This window comes from Arthrobacter sp. CMU6, assembly GCF_059090205.1.
Genome location: NZ_JBNHFL010000009.1, coordinates 51,531 through 67,736, shown reverse-complemented (window position 1 = coordinate 67,736; position 16,206 = coordinate 51,531). Strand labels below are relative to the sequence as shown.

Here is a 16,206-nt window from a genome sequence, read left to right as displayed (position 1 = left end):
GAGCAGCTCTCTCTCAGCGCTCTTGCACGAAAACGAAGAGGTGGCCCGGTCCTGGGGACCGCGGGCCACCTCTTCGTTGGTATCGCGCTTCGAGCGACTTTCTAAACGGTGGTATCGATGTCCTGTCTGGATGCGGTGAGGTCCTCCACACCCTTTTGCATATGCCCTCTGATCGCCTGCTGGAGTCCGTTTCGGTCCCCTGCTGCCAGCAGGTCCAGGATGCTCTGGTGTTCCTGCACCAGAACATCGACTCGAGGATAGGCGACTTCCAGGTTGAGAATACACATTCTCGACTCCGCTGCCAGGGTCTTGTAGATCCTGATCAGGCGTGTGTTGCCGGCACCGGCAACGAAGGCGGTGTGGAACTCCATGTCCAACCGGGCGATGGCCTGCCAGTCTGAGACCGCGACCTGCTTCGCCATGTCCCCGGTGATTCCCTTCAGCACCTCGCAGGTGTCGCTGACTTCCTCCTGCCCGGCGCCGAGCAGTGTATTCGCAGCGGCTAGTTCCACGGACTCGCGGACGGCGTAGATCTCCTTGATGTCCGCCGTCGAAAGCTCAAGGACGAACACTCCGCGGTTGCGGTGGCTGACCAGGATGCCTTCCTGGCACAGACGCTGCAACGCTTCCCGAAGTGGTCCCCGGGACGTTTGAAGCTGGCTGGCCAGGAGGGATTCGTTGATCTGCTGTCCGGGACGGAAGGTTCCCTGGACGATTTGTTCCCGCAGCTGATCTGCAATCAGCTGTGCCGTGGGCCTTCCCTCCAATACGAACAGGCCCTCTGGTGCCGCCATTGACATCCCCCTCATTTCATTCTTCGACTTACTGGCCTCTAGAGCGCTATTGCGTTGTACTTGGTCTCAAGAAATTCCTCGATTCCGACCTTGCCGCCTTCGCGTCCCAGCCCGGACTGCTTGACACCTCCGAACGGTGCTGCAGGATTGGAGACCAGGCCGGTGTTCAGCCCGACCATGCCTACTTCCAGTTCTGCGGAGAAGCGCAGGGCCTTGTCCATGTTCTCAGTAAAGACGTAGCCGACCAGACCCCATTCGGTGTCGTTGGCCAGCCGGAGGACTTCATCCTCGCTGTCGAAGGCCGTAATCGCCGCGACCGGACCGAAGATCTCGGTGCTCATTAGCTCGGCATCCATGGTCACGTCGGTCAGGACGGTGGGGGTGAAGAAGTATCCCGGGCCTTCCGGACGCGTTCCGCCGGTGAGGATCCGCGCACCCTTGTTGACTGCGTCCTTGACGAGGCTTTCGACTTTGTCCAGGCCCTTCTGTTCGATCAGGGGTCCGACGTCGGTTCCGGCCAGGGCGCCGTTGCCTACCTTCAGCTCGGAGATCCGCTTGGCGAACTTCTCACCGAACTCCTCAACGACGGAACGGTGGACGAAGAAACGGTTCGCGGCGGTGCAGGCCTCGCCCATGTTCCGCATCTTGGCCTTCAGGGCGCCGTCGACGGCCTTTTCGATGTCCGCGTCGGCCAGGACGATGAAGGGGGCATTGCCGCCCAGTTCCATCGACGAGCGCATGACGTTGTCCGCCGCCTGGCGCAACAGAATCTTGCCCACCTCGGTGGACCCGGTGAAGCTGACCTTGCGGGCGAGGCCGCTGCTCATCCAGGTTCCCACGACGCTGGAGGCGCTGGAGGTGGTGACGACGTTCAGCACACCGTCAGGAAGGCCTGCCTGCTTGAAGATATCCACGAGGGCAAGGGAGGTCAGCGGGGTCAGTTCGGCGGGCTTGAAGACCATGGTGCAGCCGGCGGCCACGGCGGGGGCGATCTTGCGGGTGCCCATGGCCAGCGGGAAGTTCCACGGGGTGACCAGCACGCAGGGACCAACGGGTTCCTTGGTGATCATGATCCGGGTGTTCCCGTCATTGGAGGTGGCGCTGTCTCCGCCGATGCGGACGGCTTCTTCCGAGAACCAGCGGAGCATTTCGGCGCCGTAGGCCACTTCGCCCTTTGCCTCGGCCAGGGGCTTGCCCATCTCGGCGGTCATGATCGCGGCCAGCCGATCCGTGTTGGCGATGACCAGTTCAAAGGCCCGGCGCAGGATGTCGGCCCGTTCCCGGGGCGTGGACTTCGCCCACGCTGCCTGGGCCCGGCCGGCGGCCTCAATGGCTGCACGGGCCTCGTCGGGCCCGCCGTCGGCCACCCGGGCAATGACCTCATGGGTTGCCGGATTTTCCACCGGGAACGTGGCGCCGCTGGCGGCCTGCTGCCAGGCGCCGTCGATAAACAGGTCCTTGTGCAGGCCTGAGGGTTCGAATGATGTGCTCATATCAACGCTTTCAAGAATCGGAGGAAGGACTAGGAGGTGGCCGCTTTCAGGGCCTGGGTGAACCTGGCGAGACCGCTCTGGATCTCGTCGCTGCTGACGTTGAGGGCCGGAATGATCCGGATGACATTGCCGTAAGGGCCGCATGTGAGGAGCAGGAGCTCCTCCTTGACTGCCGCCTGCTGGACACCCAGTGCGGTGGCGGCATCCGGAGTTCCATCCGCTGCGGTGAATTCGACAGACTGCATCAGGCCACGGCCCCGAACATCTCCGATGGCCGTAAATTGAGCCTGGAGGCCTTCAAGTCCGGAGCGAAGCTCCTCGCCGCGGACCAGTGCATTCGACACCAGATTCTCGCGCTCAATGACGCCCAAGGTGGCAACCCCGGCTGCGGCGGCGACGGCGTTTCCGCCGTAGGTGCCGCCCTGGGAGCCAGGCCATGCTTTGCCCATGAGCTCCGTCGAGGCGGCAATCGCGGAAATGGGGTATCCGCTGGCGAGGCCTTTGGCGGTGATGACAACGTCCGGGGTGATGCCCGCCCAGTCGTGTCCCCAGAACTTGCCGGTGCGGCCCACGCCGGCCTGGACTTCGTCCACGATGAGGACGATGCCGTGCCGGTCAGCACGCTCCCGCAAGCCCTGCAGGAAGGCAACCGGGGTGGGAATGTAGCCGCCATCACCGAGGACGGGCTCGATGATGAAGCCTGCCGTATCGCTGGGGCTGCTGATGCTGACCAGGAGGTGGTCCAGTTCCTTCAGGGCGAAGGCAACCGCTGTTTCTTCATCCCAGCCGTACCTGTAGGCGTGCGGGAAGGGTGCGATATGCACGCCGCCCATCAGCGGGGAGAACCCTGACCGGAATTTCGTTCCTGCAGTGGTGAGGGAGGCTGCTCCGACAGTACGCCCATGGAAGCCTCCCTGGAAGGAAATGATGTTCGGCCGGCCGGTTGCCATCCGGGCCAGGCGCACTGAAGCCTCCACGGCTTCGGAGCCCGAGGTGGCGTAGAAGACGCTGTCCAGACCCGTGGGCAGGAATTCTCCCAACTTTTCTGTGAGCTCAAGCAGGGGCTTGTGCATCACGGTGGTGTATTGGGCATGGACAATCTTGCCCACCTGCTCGCGGGCTGCAGCGACGACGTCTGGGTGGCAGTGGCCCGTGCTGGTGACACCGATGCCGGTGGTGAAGTCGAGATACTTTTTGCCGTCGGTGGCGTGAATCCAGGAGCCGGCTGCGCAGTCAACGATGACCGGGGTGGCCTGCTTGAGGATGGGGCTAAGAGTTGCCATGGCTTCATACTTTCTCAGGAGATGTAGATTGTCAACAATCGGCGATATGGGAAGGATCACCTTTTGTTCACGGAGGGGATAGTCAGTCGCTGAAACGTTGGGGCCGGACGAAATCCAGGCCCCCGATGGTTTGTTTGCCCAGGGCCTCGTGAGCAGCGATCTCGCCGAAGCCGGTGGCGTTTTTGAAACCGGCGCCGGAGAAGCCGGTGGCGCAGTAGATCCTGCTGCCTTCGTCCAGCCGGCCAAGCAGCGGATGCCCGTCTCGGGTGTAAAGGTCCGGGAAGGCGTCGGAGCGGACGATGGTTGGGTAGAGGCCGGGGAAGAACTCGGTGACGGTTTCGGTGGTCTCGGTGATTTCTGCCGGGGTGAGTTCCCTTGGCACTGCGTCCGCGTTGGGCGTTGCTGCGCCCCGGCCGTCCAAGGTGGCTTTGACGGTGACCCCGTCCACGGCGGGTGCGCCATACATGGACCGGTCGTCATAAATTCGGCTGAAAACTGGGAATTTGTCCGGCGTAAATTCGGCTGCGTCGTTGGCGACGAACCAGGTCAGGAAGATCCGTTTTGTTTGGGTTGCTGCCTTCAGGTAGTCCGGCATGAGCCGTTGGGACCAGCCGCCGGAGGAGATGATGACGTTTTCGAAGGTCCAGGACTCCTCGCCGGAGGTGATGACCACGCCGTCGTGGGTTTCGGTGATGCTGTCGATGGGTGTGTTGGTGTGGATGGTGGCCCCGTTGGCCTGGGCGGCGGTGATGGCGGCGGTGACGGCTCGGTCGGTGCGCAGGGCGCCGGCGTTGGGGTCGTAGACGGCGACGTCGTCGTCACGGAGGTTGTGCTGCGGGTAGCGTTCGGCCATTTCCTCGCGGCTGAGGATGACGTGCTCGGCCCCGTTGGTCCTGGTGGTTTCGAGCAGGGCTGTGAGGTAGGCGCCGTCTTTGGTGCCGATGGAGAGTCCGCCGCAGCGGGTCAGGATGTCCTGTCCGGTTTCAGCTTCGAGTTCGGCCCAGAGGCTGCGGGAGCGTTCCAGAATGGGGTAGTAGTCGGGGGTGCCGCGGTAGATCATGCGGAAGAGCCGGGTGTCCCCGCCGACGGCGCTGCGGCCGTGTGCAGGCGCGGCGGCTTCGAATCCGGTGACGTCCTGGGTCAGGCGGGAGGCCTGCCATAGGGCCATGGATCCGATGCTGCCCAGACCGATGACTGCGAGCTTGCCGTCGGTCATCTAGATCACCTTGTCCAGGAAGGACTTGGTGCGGGCTTCCTTGGGGTTTCGGAGGACTTCGCGGGCATCGCCGCGTTCGACGACGCAGCCGTCGTCCATGAAGATCAGGGAGTCGGCGACTTCGCGGGCGAAGCCCATTTCATGGGTGACGACGACCATGGTCATGCCTTTCTTGGCCAGGTCCTGCATGACCATGAGGACTTCGCCGACTTTTTCGGGGTCCAGGGCGGAGGTGGGTTCGTCGAAGAGCATGATCTCGGGGTCCATGGCCAGGGACCTGGCGATCGCGACGCGCTGCTGCTGGCCGCCGGAGAGCTGGGCGGGATAGTAGTCCCCGAACCCGGCCAGGCCGACGCTGGCCAGCAGTTCCTCTGCTCGTTTGGCCGACTCCTTCTTGTCCGCGCCCTTGACCAGGACCGGGCCGGACATGATGTTTTCCTTGGCGGTCATGTTGGGGAAGAGGTTGAACTGCTGGAAGACCATGCCCACCCGGGTGCGCTGTTCAGCGAGCTTCTTCGGACGCAGGGCGTGGTAGGCGGTGTCCGTCTCGTAGTAGCCGAAGTCTTCGCCGTTGACCTTCAGGACGCCGGTGTCAACGGTTTCCAGGCCATTGATGCAGCGCAGGACGGTGGACTTGCCGGAACCACTGGGACCGATGATGCAGCAGATCTCTCCGCTGGCGATGTCCAGGTCGATGTCTTTGAGGACTGTTTTGGATCCAAAGGACTTGCGGATTTTACGGGCGTGAATGGTGCCGTCGGTACTCATCGGGCAATACCTTCCGGTGCGGTCAGGGCAACCTTTTTGGCCTTTCGGGGAAGCCTGGAGGTTGAACGGGCATATTTCTGTTCGAGCTTGGACTGCGGGAAGCTCAGTAGCAGGGTCATCACCAGGTACCAGAGGCTGGCGACCAGCAGCAGGGGGATGGTCTCGTAGGTGCGGGCGTAGATGAGCTGCGCGCTTTGGAGCAGCTCCGCAACGCCGAGCACGCTGACCAAAGAGGTTTCCTTGAACATACCGATGAACTGGTTACCGGTGGCCGGGATGATCGAGGGCATCGCCTGGGGAATGATGACCTTGCGCATTTTCATCCCCGCGCTCATGCCCAGGGAGTCTGCGGCTTCGATCTGGCCCTTGCCGACCGCGGAGAACCCGCCGCGGATGATCTCGGCCATGTAGGCGGCCTGGTTCAGGGTCAGCCCGACCAGGGCTGCGGTGATCGGGCCCATGATCGCATTCGTGTCCACGGCCGTGCTGATGTTCGTGAACGGGATGCCGATGGACAGGTTCGGGTACAGCGCGGAGATGTTGAACCAGAAGATCAGCTGGACCAGCACCGGGGTGCCGCGGAACAGGGTGATGTAAAGCCCGGCTGCGATGGAAACCGGCTTCACGTGGGAGGAGCGCATGACCGCCAGGAACAGACCCAGCAGGGTACCCAGGGCCATGCTGGCCAGTGTCAGGAAGATCGTGAGCATCAGCCCGCGCAGGATCGACTCGGCGAAGAAGTACTTTCCGACCACGTCCCATTTGAAGTTGGGGTTGGTCAGGACGGAGACGAGGATCCCGATGCCGACGAGGATGCTGAGGACCCATCCGGCGTACTCGGACGGAGTCCGAAGCCGAAGACGTGGCTTCAGGGCTGCATCAGTGCTAGCCATCGTTGATCTGCTTCCTTTATCAATAGCTGTGACCATGAAGGGGCTCCCGCTAGTTCAGCTTGGCGTCGGTGATGGCTCCGGACTCCAGGCCCCAGTTCTCGAGGGACTTCTTGTACTCCGGGCTCTTGAGGACGGACTGCACGGCGGCCTGCAGGGCCGGGGTCAGCGGCGAGCCCTTCTTCAGGCCGACGGCGGTCAGGTCGCTATTGCCGACGTTGACCTGGCCGAGGATGGTGAAGGAGCCCGGCTGCTGCTTTTGGGCCCACGCGAGGGAGGTCGCGTCGTAGAGGACGCCGTCGATCCGCTTGGAGTGCAGCTGTGTCAGGGCCTCCTGGACGTTGGGCAGCGTGACGGCGTTGATCGCCGGCTGTCCCTTAGAGGTGCAGGTCTGCTCGCTCAGGGCCGGGAGGCGCTTGAGCTGGCCCGTCGAGCCCTGGGTGACGGCGATGTTCTTCCCGCACAGGGTCTCAACGGTGAGGTTCAGCGGGTTCCCGGCGGCTGCGGCCACGGAGTTGCCGGCCTTGAAGTAGTCGATCATGTCCAGGACCTTGAGCCGCTCTTCGGTCTTGGACATGGTCGTAGCGGTGAAGTCGAAGCGGCCACCGTCCAGGCCCGGGACGATCGTGTCGAACTTCGTGTCCACGAACTTCAGCTTCAGGTCAAGCTTCTTCGCAAGGAGCCGGGCGATGTCCGGGTTCAGGCCGATCGGGGTCTGGTTATCGTCCGCGAGGAACGTCGTCGGCGGGTAGTGCAGGTCCATCGCGACCGTGAGCTCGCCCTTGTCCTTGTAGGACTGCGGCAAAAGCTTGACCGCGGCCTCGTCAGGCTTGATGCCCTCGGAGATGTCCGAGGTGTTCGAGGTCTTGGAGCTGTCCGGCGCAGTATCGCTGGCAGCAGTGCCGCCACAGGCGCTCACTGACAACAGGATGGCAAGGCCCGCGGCCGCCGTCTGGATTTTGCTGATGGTCTTCATGGTGCTTCCCTTCGAATGGTTTCAGCTGAACTTGGTCTGCTGAAACGGGTGCAGTCTTTCCAGGACCTTCGCTCGTCTTGCCATGCTGCTGGAAGAGGCGAAGGTGGCAATGCTTGTTGCTTCATGCGGTTTGTGATCCGGATCTCGTTCCGCATCCACCAGCAATGGAACTCGCTTGATCGCAGATTGTCAACAATTGACGATAAATAAAAGCTGCTGATTTCGCCCCTGTCCTGTTGAGAAGCAATCTCAATAGAAACTGTTGACAATTTACAATTTCGGCCCCTACAGTCGAGAGCAGCAGGCTGAAGAGTGTTCCAGCCTGGAAGAAACCGGCAGCTCGGCCAACGGACACCGGATGGCCAGCCGCCCGGCCCTCGCATAGAATTTCTAGTGAACGGACGAATCATGGCGACTACGAACTCCCGGCCAAAGTACATCTCTTTTGATGTCTACGGCACCCTGATCAACTTCGATATTGATCCCACCACGCGACGCCTGCTTGGTGGCCGCATCTCTGAAGAGCAGTGGCCTACGTTCAAGAAGCAGTTCCGCGGGTACCGGTTCGACGAGGTCCTTGGCGACTACAAGCCTTACGAGCAGATCCTTCAGGATTCCTTTGACCGGGTGTGCAAGCGCTGGGGCATTGGGCCGACCGAAGGCGCCGGCGCAGCGTTCGCTGAGGCTGTGCGCGGCTGGGTTGCCCACGAGGACGTGCCGGCTCCGCTGAAGCTCATGGGCGACAACTACAAGCTGGTGGCTCTGTCCAACGCAGACGACAGCTTCCTGGACATCAGCATTCCCAAGCTCGGCGCTGACTTCCACGCCGTGTACACCGCTGAGCAGGCCCAGGCCTACAAACCGCGCTACCAGGCGTTCGAGTACTTGCTGGACACTTTGAACGCCAGGCCGGAGGACTTCCTGCACATCTCCTCGCACACGCGGTACGACATGCATCCGATGCACGACATGGGCTTCCGGAACCTCTGGGTGCTGGACCGTGGCTATGACCCCATCGGCCCGGGCTACGACCTCACCACTGTTAAATCCCTGGACGAGATCAACAAGCACCTCGGTCTCTAAACCGACGACGAGGCGAAAGGTCAACCATGAAACTTGTTCCCTATTGGCTGGACACTGCCGAGCCCTCCGGAGATTACCGGCGCACCCCGGTCCCGGAGAACGTTGATGTCGCCATCATCGGCGCCGGCTTCACCGGACTCTCCGCAGCCCTGGAATTTGCCAAACAAGGCGCCAGTGTTGCCGTATTCGAACGCCACACTGTGGGGTGGGGCGCATCCGGCCGGAACGGGGGAATGGCAACAACCGGGTTGGCCATTAGCTTCAGCACGGCAGTCAAGCGCTACGGGGCCACCCGTGCCGTGGAGATGTTCCGGGAGTACAACGATGCCATCGACACCATCGAGAAGCTGGTACACGATAATGGCATCGACTGCGACTACAAACGCTTCGGTAAGCTCTCGCTGGCCTTCCACAAGTCCCACTACGACGGCTTCCTGAAGTCGCAGGAGCTTCTGGCCAACCTGGTTGATCACCACGTCACGGTCATCCCCAAGGCCGAGATCCACAGCGAAATCGGAACGGACTTCTACCAGGGCGCCATGATGGATCCTATGGGTGCCGGTCTGCATGTCGGGAAGTTCGTACATGGACTGGCTAAGGTGGCCGCGGCAACCGGGGCGGATATCTGCGAGAACGCAGCGGTCACCGAGCTGAAGAAGGTCTCAGGCACCGTGCACGATGTGCACACCACACGCGGCATCACCAGGGCCAAGCAGGTCCTCGTGGCCACGAGCGGCTATACCGGAGGGATAACGCCCTGGCTGCAGCGCAGGGTAATCCCGGTGGGCAGCTTCATCATCTGCACGGAGCCGCTTCCTGAGGACGTGGTCAACCGGATCCTGCCGAACAGGCGGCAGGCCTCGGACAGCAAGATGCTGACCTACTACTTCCGGATCACCCCGGACAACCGGCTGCTATTCGGCGGGCGCGCCCGCTTTGCGCTGTCCAGCCCGGACTCGGACGTGAAGAGTGCCGAGATCCTGCGCAAGGCAATGCTCGAACTTTTCCCCTACCTTTCCAACGCGAAGGTGAACTACATCTGGGGCGGACTGGTGGATCTCTCCATGGACCAGATGGTCCACGCGGGTGTCCACGACGGACTCTTCTACTCCCTCTGCTACAGCGGACACGGGGTACAGATGGCCGCCCACATGGGCAAGAGGATGGCCCACTACATGGCGGGCGACAAGAGTGCCAACGTATGGGAGGACCTGAAAAACCCGCCCGTACCGGGCCACTTCGGCCCGCCGTGGTTCCTGCCTTTCATCGGCGCAGCGGCCAAAATCATCGACCGGGTCAAGTAGGCAAGGGATCATATGACGGCATCGAAAACCCTGGCTGAAGCGCGCCCGGAAACAGGGTACGGACGGGCAGAAATCGCTAACCTTCCCGGCGGTGCCTTCTTCGAAGGCCAATGGCAAACCGCTGACATGACCCTGGAAATACGTGACCCTGAAGACGGCATCCTGCTCGGCCGGGTCTGCGCCTCTTCGCCCGAGGACGTCCGCCGGGCAGTCGCACACATCCACAGTCACCTTCAGGGTGCAGACTGGCCCCTTCGCTCCCGCAGACAGGCGTTGGAGACCGCAGCGCAGCTTCTCGCCCATCAGGCGGGGCGCTTCGCCAGGATCATCGCCGCGGAGAGCAGCAAAACCATCACCGAGGCGGAGCGTGAGGTACGCCGCTGCATTGAGACCCTGCGGCTTTCAGCTGCCGCTTCCGGAGAACTTACGGGGGAGACCCTGGGGTTCGAGGACAGCATGGCCGGTGCCGGAAAGATCGGCTGGTACACCCGGAAGCCAGTGGGAATCATCGCAGCCATCACCCCTTTCAACGATCCGCTGAACCTCGTGGCACATAAGCTGGGCCCGGCCCTGATAGGAGGCAACGGCGTCGTCCTTAAGCCTTCCGGCCGCACCCCGCTGACCGGCCTGGCCTTTGTCCAGTTGCTGCTGGAAGCGGGCGTCCCGACGGGACGCATCGCCACGATCATTTCCGGGCCCGGAGTTTCCGAGGCGCTGGTGGGCGATGACCAGATCGACCTGATTTCCTTCACCGGAGGTCCGCAGACGGCCGAACGCATCGCGGCGACCGCAGGGTCCAAGAAGATCCTCTCGGAGCTGGGTGGGAACAACGCAACGATTGTCTGCTCCGATGCGGATGCGGTCCAGGCCGCGGATGCCATCGTGGCCGGGGCCTTTGGTGTGGCGGGGCAGAACTGCCTCTCCGTTCAGCGCGTCTACGTGCATATCTCGCTGTTCGAGGAAGTCCTGGAGCGGGTAACCAGCGGCACAAGGGCGCTCAAGACAGGTCCGAAGCTTGACCGCAGCACCGACGTTGGTCCGCTCATTTCCGAGGCGGAGGCCCGGCGGGTCGAGGAATGGGTCGAAGAGGCTAAGGCTGCCGGGGCCCGCATCAAGGCCGGGGGGAAGCGTCGGAATGCGTTCTACGAGCCAACGGTCCTGACCGATGTGCCGGCCGGGTGCCGGGTGATCCGCGAGGAAGTGTTCGGTCCGGTCGTCAGCCTCATGCCCTTCATCAGCATTTCAGATGCTGTCCATGCCGCCAACAGCTCCGATTACGGCCTTCAGGCCGGTGTTTTCACTCAGTCCATTGACCGTGCCCTGGCCATCGCGGAACAGCTGCAGGTGGGCGCGGTGGTGATCAATGAGACCAGCGACGTCCGCATAGACTCCATGCCTTTCGGCGGCTTCAAGAAATCCGGCGTGGGGCGGGAAGGCGTCAGGTATGCGGTCCATGAGATGACGGAGCCTAAAAGCACCATCGTCAACCTTGGAGGAACAGGCGCCCGCTGGCAGCAGCTGCCGGGCGGCGTGCCGGAACGGAAAAAGTCATGAGTACCCACAAGATCGCTGTTATTCCCGGCGACGGCATCGGCAACGAAGTTGTCCCCGCGGCTGTCGCCTGCCTTGAGCGCATCGCGGAAGTTCATTCCCTGAATCTGGAGTTCACGTACTTCGACTGGGGATCCGACTACTATGCCCGGCATGGCCGGATGATGGCCGTTGACGGGCTGGACCAGCTGGCCAAACACCACGCCATTTTCCTGGGCGCGGTGGGGTCCCCTGAGGTGCCCGATGCCGAATCGCTGTGGGGACTGCTGATCCCGATCCGCCGGGAGTTCCAGCAGTACATCAACCTCCGCCCGGTCAAAACGCTCGACGGCGTCACCTCGCCCCTCGCGGCGAAGAACCCAATTGATCTCCTCATCGTCCGGGAAAACAACGAAGGCGAGTACTCGGAGGTGGGCGGGCGGATGTACCGCGGGCAGCCTGAGGAAAGCGCCATGCAGACCACCGTCTTCACGCGTCTGGGCGTGTTGCGGGCAGCGCACTATGCGGCCCGGCTGGCCGCATCCAGGCGCGGGCAACTGACCTCGGCCACCAAGAGCAACGGCATCGTGCACACCATGCCCTTTTGGGACGAGGTGGTTGCCGAAACGGTCCGCGAATACCCCGATGTCACCCTCACCAGCGAACTGGTGGATGCACTCGCCGCGCACCTCGTCCTGAAGCCCTGGACCTTCGACGTCATCGTCGCTTCAAACCTGTTCGGTGACATTCTCTCGGACCTGGGCAGCTCTGTGACAGGTTCCATCGGCCTCGCGCCCAGCGCGAACCTGAACCCCGAGGGGGACTTCCCGTCCCTGTTCGAGCCGGTCCATGGTTCGGCCCCCGATATCGCCGGGAAGGGCCTCGCGAACCCGGTGGGGCAGATCTGGTCGGGGGCGATGATGCTGGAGCACCTCGGCCACCCCGTGGCCGCCGCCCACCTGCAGGCCGGGTTCGAGTCCGCCCTTCGGGACGGCCACGGGACCCGGGACGTCGGCGGAACCTCGTCGACGTCGGAGTTCACGGCCGCAGTGCTGTCCGCCATCGATGCCCTTGCCGGCAACTTCGCGGGCGGAACAGCCGCGACGTCGGCGCGGTGACGGCCCCGGCGCGCGAGCGTCCCGTCGTCGCGGCCCTCTACCGTGAGACTTTGCCGCCCCGCCTTGCGGAGGTCGAGGAGCTCGCGGAGGTTCGACTAACCAAGGCCGAGGGTCTCGCGGACGCTTTGGACGGGGCAGACGTGCTGTATCAGTGGCACTCGTTCTCGCCGGCCTTGCGTGAGAACTGGGGCGCTGCCTCGTCCCTGCGGTGGGTCCACGTCACGGCGGCGGGAGTCAGCCAGCTGATGTTTGACGAACTGGTCGCGAGCGATATCGTCTACACCAATTCCCGCGGCGTGCTGAGCCGGGCGATCGCGGAGTTCGCGCTCGGTTTCGTGCTGGACATGGCCAAGGATGCGCAGGGGTCATTCAGGCTGCAGCAGCAACAGCGCTGGCAGCACCGGGTTACCCGCAAGATCCACGGCCAGAGCGCCCTGGTCGTGGGAACCGGATCCATCGGCCGGGAGATCGCGCGGCTCTTCCGCGCCGTCGGCATGGACGTCGACGGCGCCGGCCGGGCCAGCCGGCCCGGGGATTCCGACTTCGGCCGGATCCACTCCTCGGCCGACCTTGCCGGGGCAGTCCGCGGCTACGACTACCTGGTTCTCGCCGCGCCCCTGACAAGCGACACCAGGGGATTGGTCAGCGCGGATGTCCTGGCGGCCATGAAGCCCTCAGCGCATCTGATCAATATTGGCCGCGGGGAACTCGTCAATACCGGCGCACTGACCGAAGCACTGGCGTCGGGAGCCATCGCCGGCGCCGCGCTTGACGTCGTGCATCCCGAGCCGCTGCCGGAGGGGCACAGCCTGTGGAGCATAGAGAACGTCATCATCACACCCCACATGAGCGGGGAGAGTGAAGACTATCTCGACGACCTCGGCAGGCTGTTCGTGGACAACCTGAAACGGTACCGCAGAGGCCAGCCACTCGAAAACGTCGTCGATAAGGCCCTCGGATTCGTCCCGACTCCTGAGCCCTCGCCAGCCAAGTAAACCATCGATTGCTCCGTAAATGCCGTTAGGACTCCGAAAAGGGCCCCTTACAGAGCAATCGCACAAGGATTGAGCAAATGACAGAGCAAGCGTCCCTTTTGGAAGCCACAGGAAGCAGGACGGAAACCGACTTCATGGGCACCCGGGAGATCCCGGGCGGGGCCTACTGGGGTATCCATACCTTGCGGGCCGTAGAAAATTTCCCGATTTCCGGGACAGCAATTTCTGCCTGTCCTGGGCTCGTCAGCGCGCTGGCCCAGGTAAAGCATGCGGCCGTGCTGGCCAACTTCGACCTGGGGCTTGTTGACGAGGCCAAAAAGGAGGCCATCGTGCTGGCGTGCCTGGACATAGAACAGGGCCGTCTGCTCGACCAGTTTGTGGTTGATGTCATCCAGGGCGGAGCCGGCACCTCAACAAACATGAACGCCAACGAGGTCATCGCGAACCGTGCGTTGGAACATCTGGGCCTCGCCAAGGGCGAATATTCCGTGATCCATCCCAATGGGGACGTGAACATGGGGCAGTCAACCAATGATGTCTATCCGACGGCGATCAAGATCGCCACGATTCAGGGAGCCGCCGAGCTGTTAACGGCAATGGCGCATCTCCGCAAAGCATTCGCACGCAAGGCACTGGAGTTTGATGATGTGGTGAAGGTCGGCAGGACGCAGTTGCAGGACGCCGTGCCGATGACCCTTGGCCAGGAGTTCGGCACGTACGCGGTGATGGTTGACGAGGACGAGCGGCGGGTTCGCGAGGCCTTGGTTCACCTGCACGAGATCAACCTTGGTGCGACCGCGATCGGTACGGGCATTAATTCCCATCCGCGGTACGCCGCCAAAGCCTGCGCCCACCTGCGGGGCATCACGGGATTGCCGCTGGTGACTGCCGGCAACCTCGTCGAAGCAACCCAGGACTGTGGCGTTTTCGTGCTGTTCTCCGGGGTGCTCAAACGGGTCGCGGTGAAGCTGTCGAAGATCTGTAATGACCTGCGGCTGCTTTCCTCCGGGCCCGGGGCAGGCCTCGCTGAGATCAACCTTCCCCCGCGGCAGGCGGGCTCGAGCATCATGCCCGGGAAAGTTAATCCGGTCATTCCTGAAGTGGTGAATCAGGTGGCATTCGAGGTCATCGGCAACGACCTGACCGTCACCGTGGCCGCTGAAGCCGGGCAGCTGCAGCTAAATGCGTTTGAGCCGATCATTGCCCGCTCCGTGTTCGCCAGCCTCACCACCCTCACCGCGGCATGCAGGACTCTGGCGGACCACTGCATCGACGGGATCACGGCCAACAAGGAATACCTCCGCTCCCAGGTCGAAGCGAGCATCGGCGTCGTCACCATCCTCAACCCGCTCATCGGCTACGACGCGGCCACCTCCGTAGCCCGGCAGGCGCTCTCAACGGGTCGCAGCGTCATGTCCCTCGTCCTGGAACGTGGGCTGCTCACGGCCGATGAACTCGAGGGGATCCTCCGCCCCGAGCACCTGGCAAACCCTCAAGCCCGCACGGCGCCCGTCCCTACAAGCCCTTAAGGAGGCACCATGCCCACGCTTGCCAAAGCCTACGTCGCGACTTCGCCCAAGGCCCCCTTGGAACCCGGCACAGTTGAACGCCGCGAGCCCGGCGAGTTCGAGGTGCAAATCGCCATCAAATTCACCGGGATCTGCCACTCCGATATTCACGCGGCGCGTGGCGATTGGGCGAGCGTGAACTACCCGGTGGTCGTTGGCCACGAGATCGCCGGTGTCGTTGAGGCGGTCGGAGCCAAGGTGACCCGCTATGCCGTTGGGGACCGTGTGGGCGTGGGCTGCTTTGTGGACTCCTGCCGCGACTGCGTCAACTGCCGTGCGGGCGAGGAACAGCACTGTCTCGAGGGATCCGTCAGTACCTACAACTCGGTGGGCCGGGACGGTGTGCCGACTGCCGGCGGCTACAGCACCACGATCGTGGTGGATGAGAACTACGTGCTACGGATTCCTGACGGCCTTTCGCTTGAAGCGGCCGCCCCTCTGCTGTGCGCCGGCATCACTATGTACTCGCCGCTGCGGAACTGGAATGCCGGGCCCGGGAAACGTGTGGCGATCATCGGCATGGGCGGGCTGGGCCACATTGGCGTCAAGATCGCGATTGCCATGGGGGCTGAAGTCACGGTACTCAGCCAGTCACTCAAGAAACAAGAGGACGCGCTCCGCCTGGGGGCCGCAGCGTACTTTGCCACGTCTGATCACGCCACCTTCGAAGCCCTGGCGGGTCGCTTCGATCTGATCATCAACACGGTCTCAGCCGACATCGACGTCGACCAGTACCTTTCGCTGCTTGCGTTGGACGGCACCTTGGTCCTCGTGGGTCTTCCTTCCAAGCCGCTGACGCAGCGGGCGTGGTCGCTTGTTTCTTTCCGGCGGAACCTGGCCGGGTCCAAGATGGGTGGTATCCGGCAGACGCAGGAAATGCTGAACTTCTGCGCGGCTCGCGGCCTCGGAGCAGAGATCGAAGTCATCCCGGCCAGCAAAATCAACGAGGCCTTCGACCGGGTGATCGCCAGCGATGTCCGGTACCGTTTTGTGATCGACGCAGGAACGTTCTAACGTATCCGCGACACAAGCCGCCTCGGACGCAGCAGCACTCAGTCAATGTCGTGCACCGGACTCCTTTCACCGCAACCCGAACTGGCGCGTTAGCGGCACTCCCGCCCAGCAGCTTGGCGGGCAGTCATATCCGAGAGAACGGGAGACGGCCGGCATCGGGAGACCCCGAACCCG

14 protein-coding genes are annotated in these 16,206 nt (G+C 63.0%); 7 read left to right on the top strand and 7 right to left on the bottom strand.

Features of this window, described 5'->3' with window-relative positions:
- Window positions 1–101: 101 nt before the first annotated feature.
- From AC5RWD_RS08280 to AC5RWD_RS08250, 7 genes are all read right to left on the bottom strand, one after another.
- On the bottom strand, window positions 102–794 hold the full coding sequence (locus AC5RWD_RS08280) for a GntR family transcriptional regulator (protein ID WP_494019557.1): 693 nt from the start codon (window positions 792–794) through the stop codon (window positions 102–104).
- 38 nt (window positions 795–832) lie between these two features.
- Entirely contained in the window at window positions 833–2,287 is a 1,455-nt protein-coding gene (locus AC5RWD_RS08275) for an NAD-dependent succinate-semialdehyde dehydrogenase (protein ID WP_494019556.1), read from the bottom strand.
- A 29-nt stretch (window positions 2,288–2,316) separates the two neighbouring features.
- Entirely contained in the window at window positions 2,317–3,570 is a 1,254-nt protein-coding gene (locus AC5RWD_RS08270) for an aspartate aminotransferase family protein (RefSeq protein WP_494019555.1), read from the bottom strand.
- Between the two features lie 82 nt (window positions 3,571–3,652).
- The gene (gene solA / locus AC5RWD_RS08265) at window positions 3,653–4,786 is read right to left on the bottom strand and encodes an N-methyl-L-tryptophan oxidase (protein ID WP_494019554.1); all 1,134 of its coding nucleotides are present in this window, start codon (window positions 4,784–4,786) and stop codon (window positions 3,653–3,655) included.
- Window positions 4,787–5,554, bottom strand: a complete 768-nt coding sequence (locus tag AC5RWD_RS08260) for an amino acid ABC transporter ATP-binding protein (protein ID WP_494019553.1) — start codon at window positions 5,552–5,554, stop codon at window positions 4,787–4,789.
- Window positions 5,551–6,447, bottom strand: a complete 897-nt coding sequence (locus AC5RWD_RS08255; RefSeq protein ID WP_494019552.1) for an amino acid ABC transporter permease — start codon at window positions 6,445–6,447, stop codon at window positions 5,551–5,553. Before AC5RWD_RS08255 ends, AC5RWD_RS08260 begins: the two co-directional genes overlap by 4 nt.
- A 49-nt stretch (window positions 6,448–6,496) precedes the next feature.
- Window positions 6,497–7,420 carry a transporter substrate-binding domain-containing protein gene (locus AC5RWD_RS08250; RefSeq protein WP_494019551.1) on the bottom strand — a complete coding sequence of 308 codons (924 nt, stop codon included), beginning with the start codon at window positions 7,418–7,420 and terminating at the stop codon, window positions 6,497–6,499.
- Between the two features lie 408 nt (window positions 7,421–7,828).
- Between AC5RWD_RS08250 and AC5RWD_RS08245 the strand changes: the two genes are divergently transcribed.
- The 7 genes from AC5RWD_RS08245 (at window position 7,829) to AC5RWD_RS08215 (ending at window position 16,032) form a co-directional block, all read left to right on the top strand.
- The gene (locus tag AC5RWD_RS08245; RefSeq protein WP_494019550.1) at window positions 7,829–8,503 is read left to right on the top strand and encodes a haloacid dehalogenase type II; all 675 of its coding nucleotides are present in this window, start codon (window positions 7,829–7,831) and stop codon (window positions 8,501–8,503) included.
- Window positions 8,504–8,529: 26 nt separating this feature from the next.
- Window positions 8,530–9,807 (top strand): NAD(P)/FAD-dependent oxidoreductase, encoded by a 1,278-nt coding sequence (locus tag AC5RWD_RS08240; RefSeq protein WP_494019549.1) that lies wholly within the window; start codon window positions 8,530–8,532, stop codon window positions 9,805–9,807.
- A gap of 12 nt (window positions 9,808–9,819) precedes the next feature.
- Window positions 9,820–11,361 (top strand): aldehyde dehydrogenase family protein, encoded by a 1,542-nt coding sequence (locus tag AC5RWD_RS08235; protein ID WP_494019548.1) that lies wholly within the window; start codon window positions 9,820–9,822, stop codon window positions 11,359–11,361.
- Window positions 11,358–12,455, top strand: coding sequence for a tartrate dehydrogenase (locus AC5RWD_RS08230; RefSeq protein WP_494019547.1), 1,098 nt, complete (start codon window positions 11,358–11,360; stop codon window positions 12,453–12,455). The genes AC5RWD_RS08235 and AC5RWD_RS08230 overlap by 4 nt, the downstream gene beginning before the upstream one ends.
- Window positions 12,452–13,450, top strand: coding sequence for a D-2-hydroxyacid dehydrogenase (locus AC5RWD_RS08225; RefSeq protein ID WP_494019546.1), 999 nt, complete (start codon window positions 12,452–12,454; stop codon window positions 13,448–13,450). Before AC5RWD_RS08230 ends, AC5RWD_RS08225 begins: the two co-directional genes overlap by 4 nt.
- 77 nt (window positions 13,451–13,527) lie before the next feature.
- The gene (gene aspA / locus AC5RWD_RS08220) at window positions 13,528–14,979 is read left to right on the top strand and encodes an aspartate ammonia-lyase (RefSeq protein ID WP_494019545.1); all 1,452 of its coding nucleotides are present in this window, start codon (window positions 13,528–13,530) and stop codon (window positions 14,977–14,979) included.
- 9 nt (window positions 14,980–14,988) lie between these two features.
- Window positions 14,989–16,032 carry an NAD(P)-dependent alcohol dehydrogenase gene (locus AC5RWD_RS08215; protein ID WP_494019544.1) on the top strand — a complete coding sequence of 348 codons (1,044 nt, stop codon included), beginning with the start codon at window positions 14,989–14,991 and terminating at the stop codon, window positions 16,030–16,032.
- Window positions 16,033–16,206 lie beyond the last annotated feature (174 nt).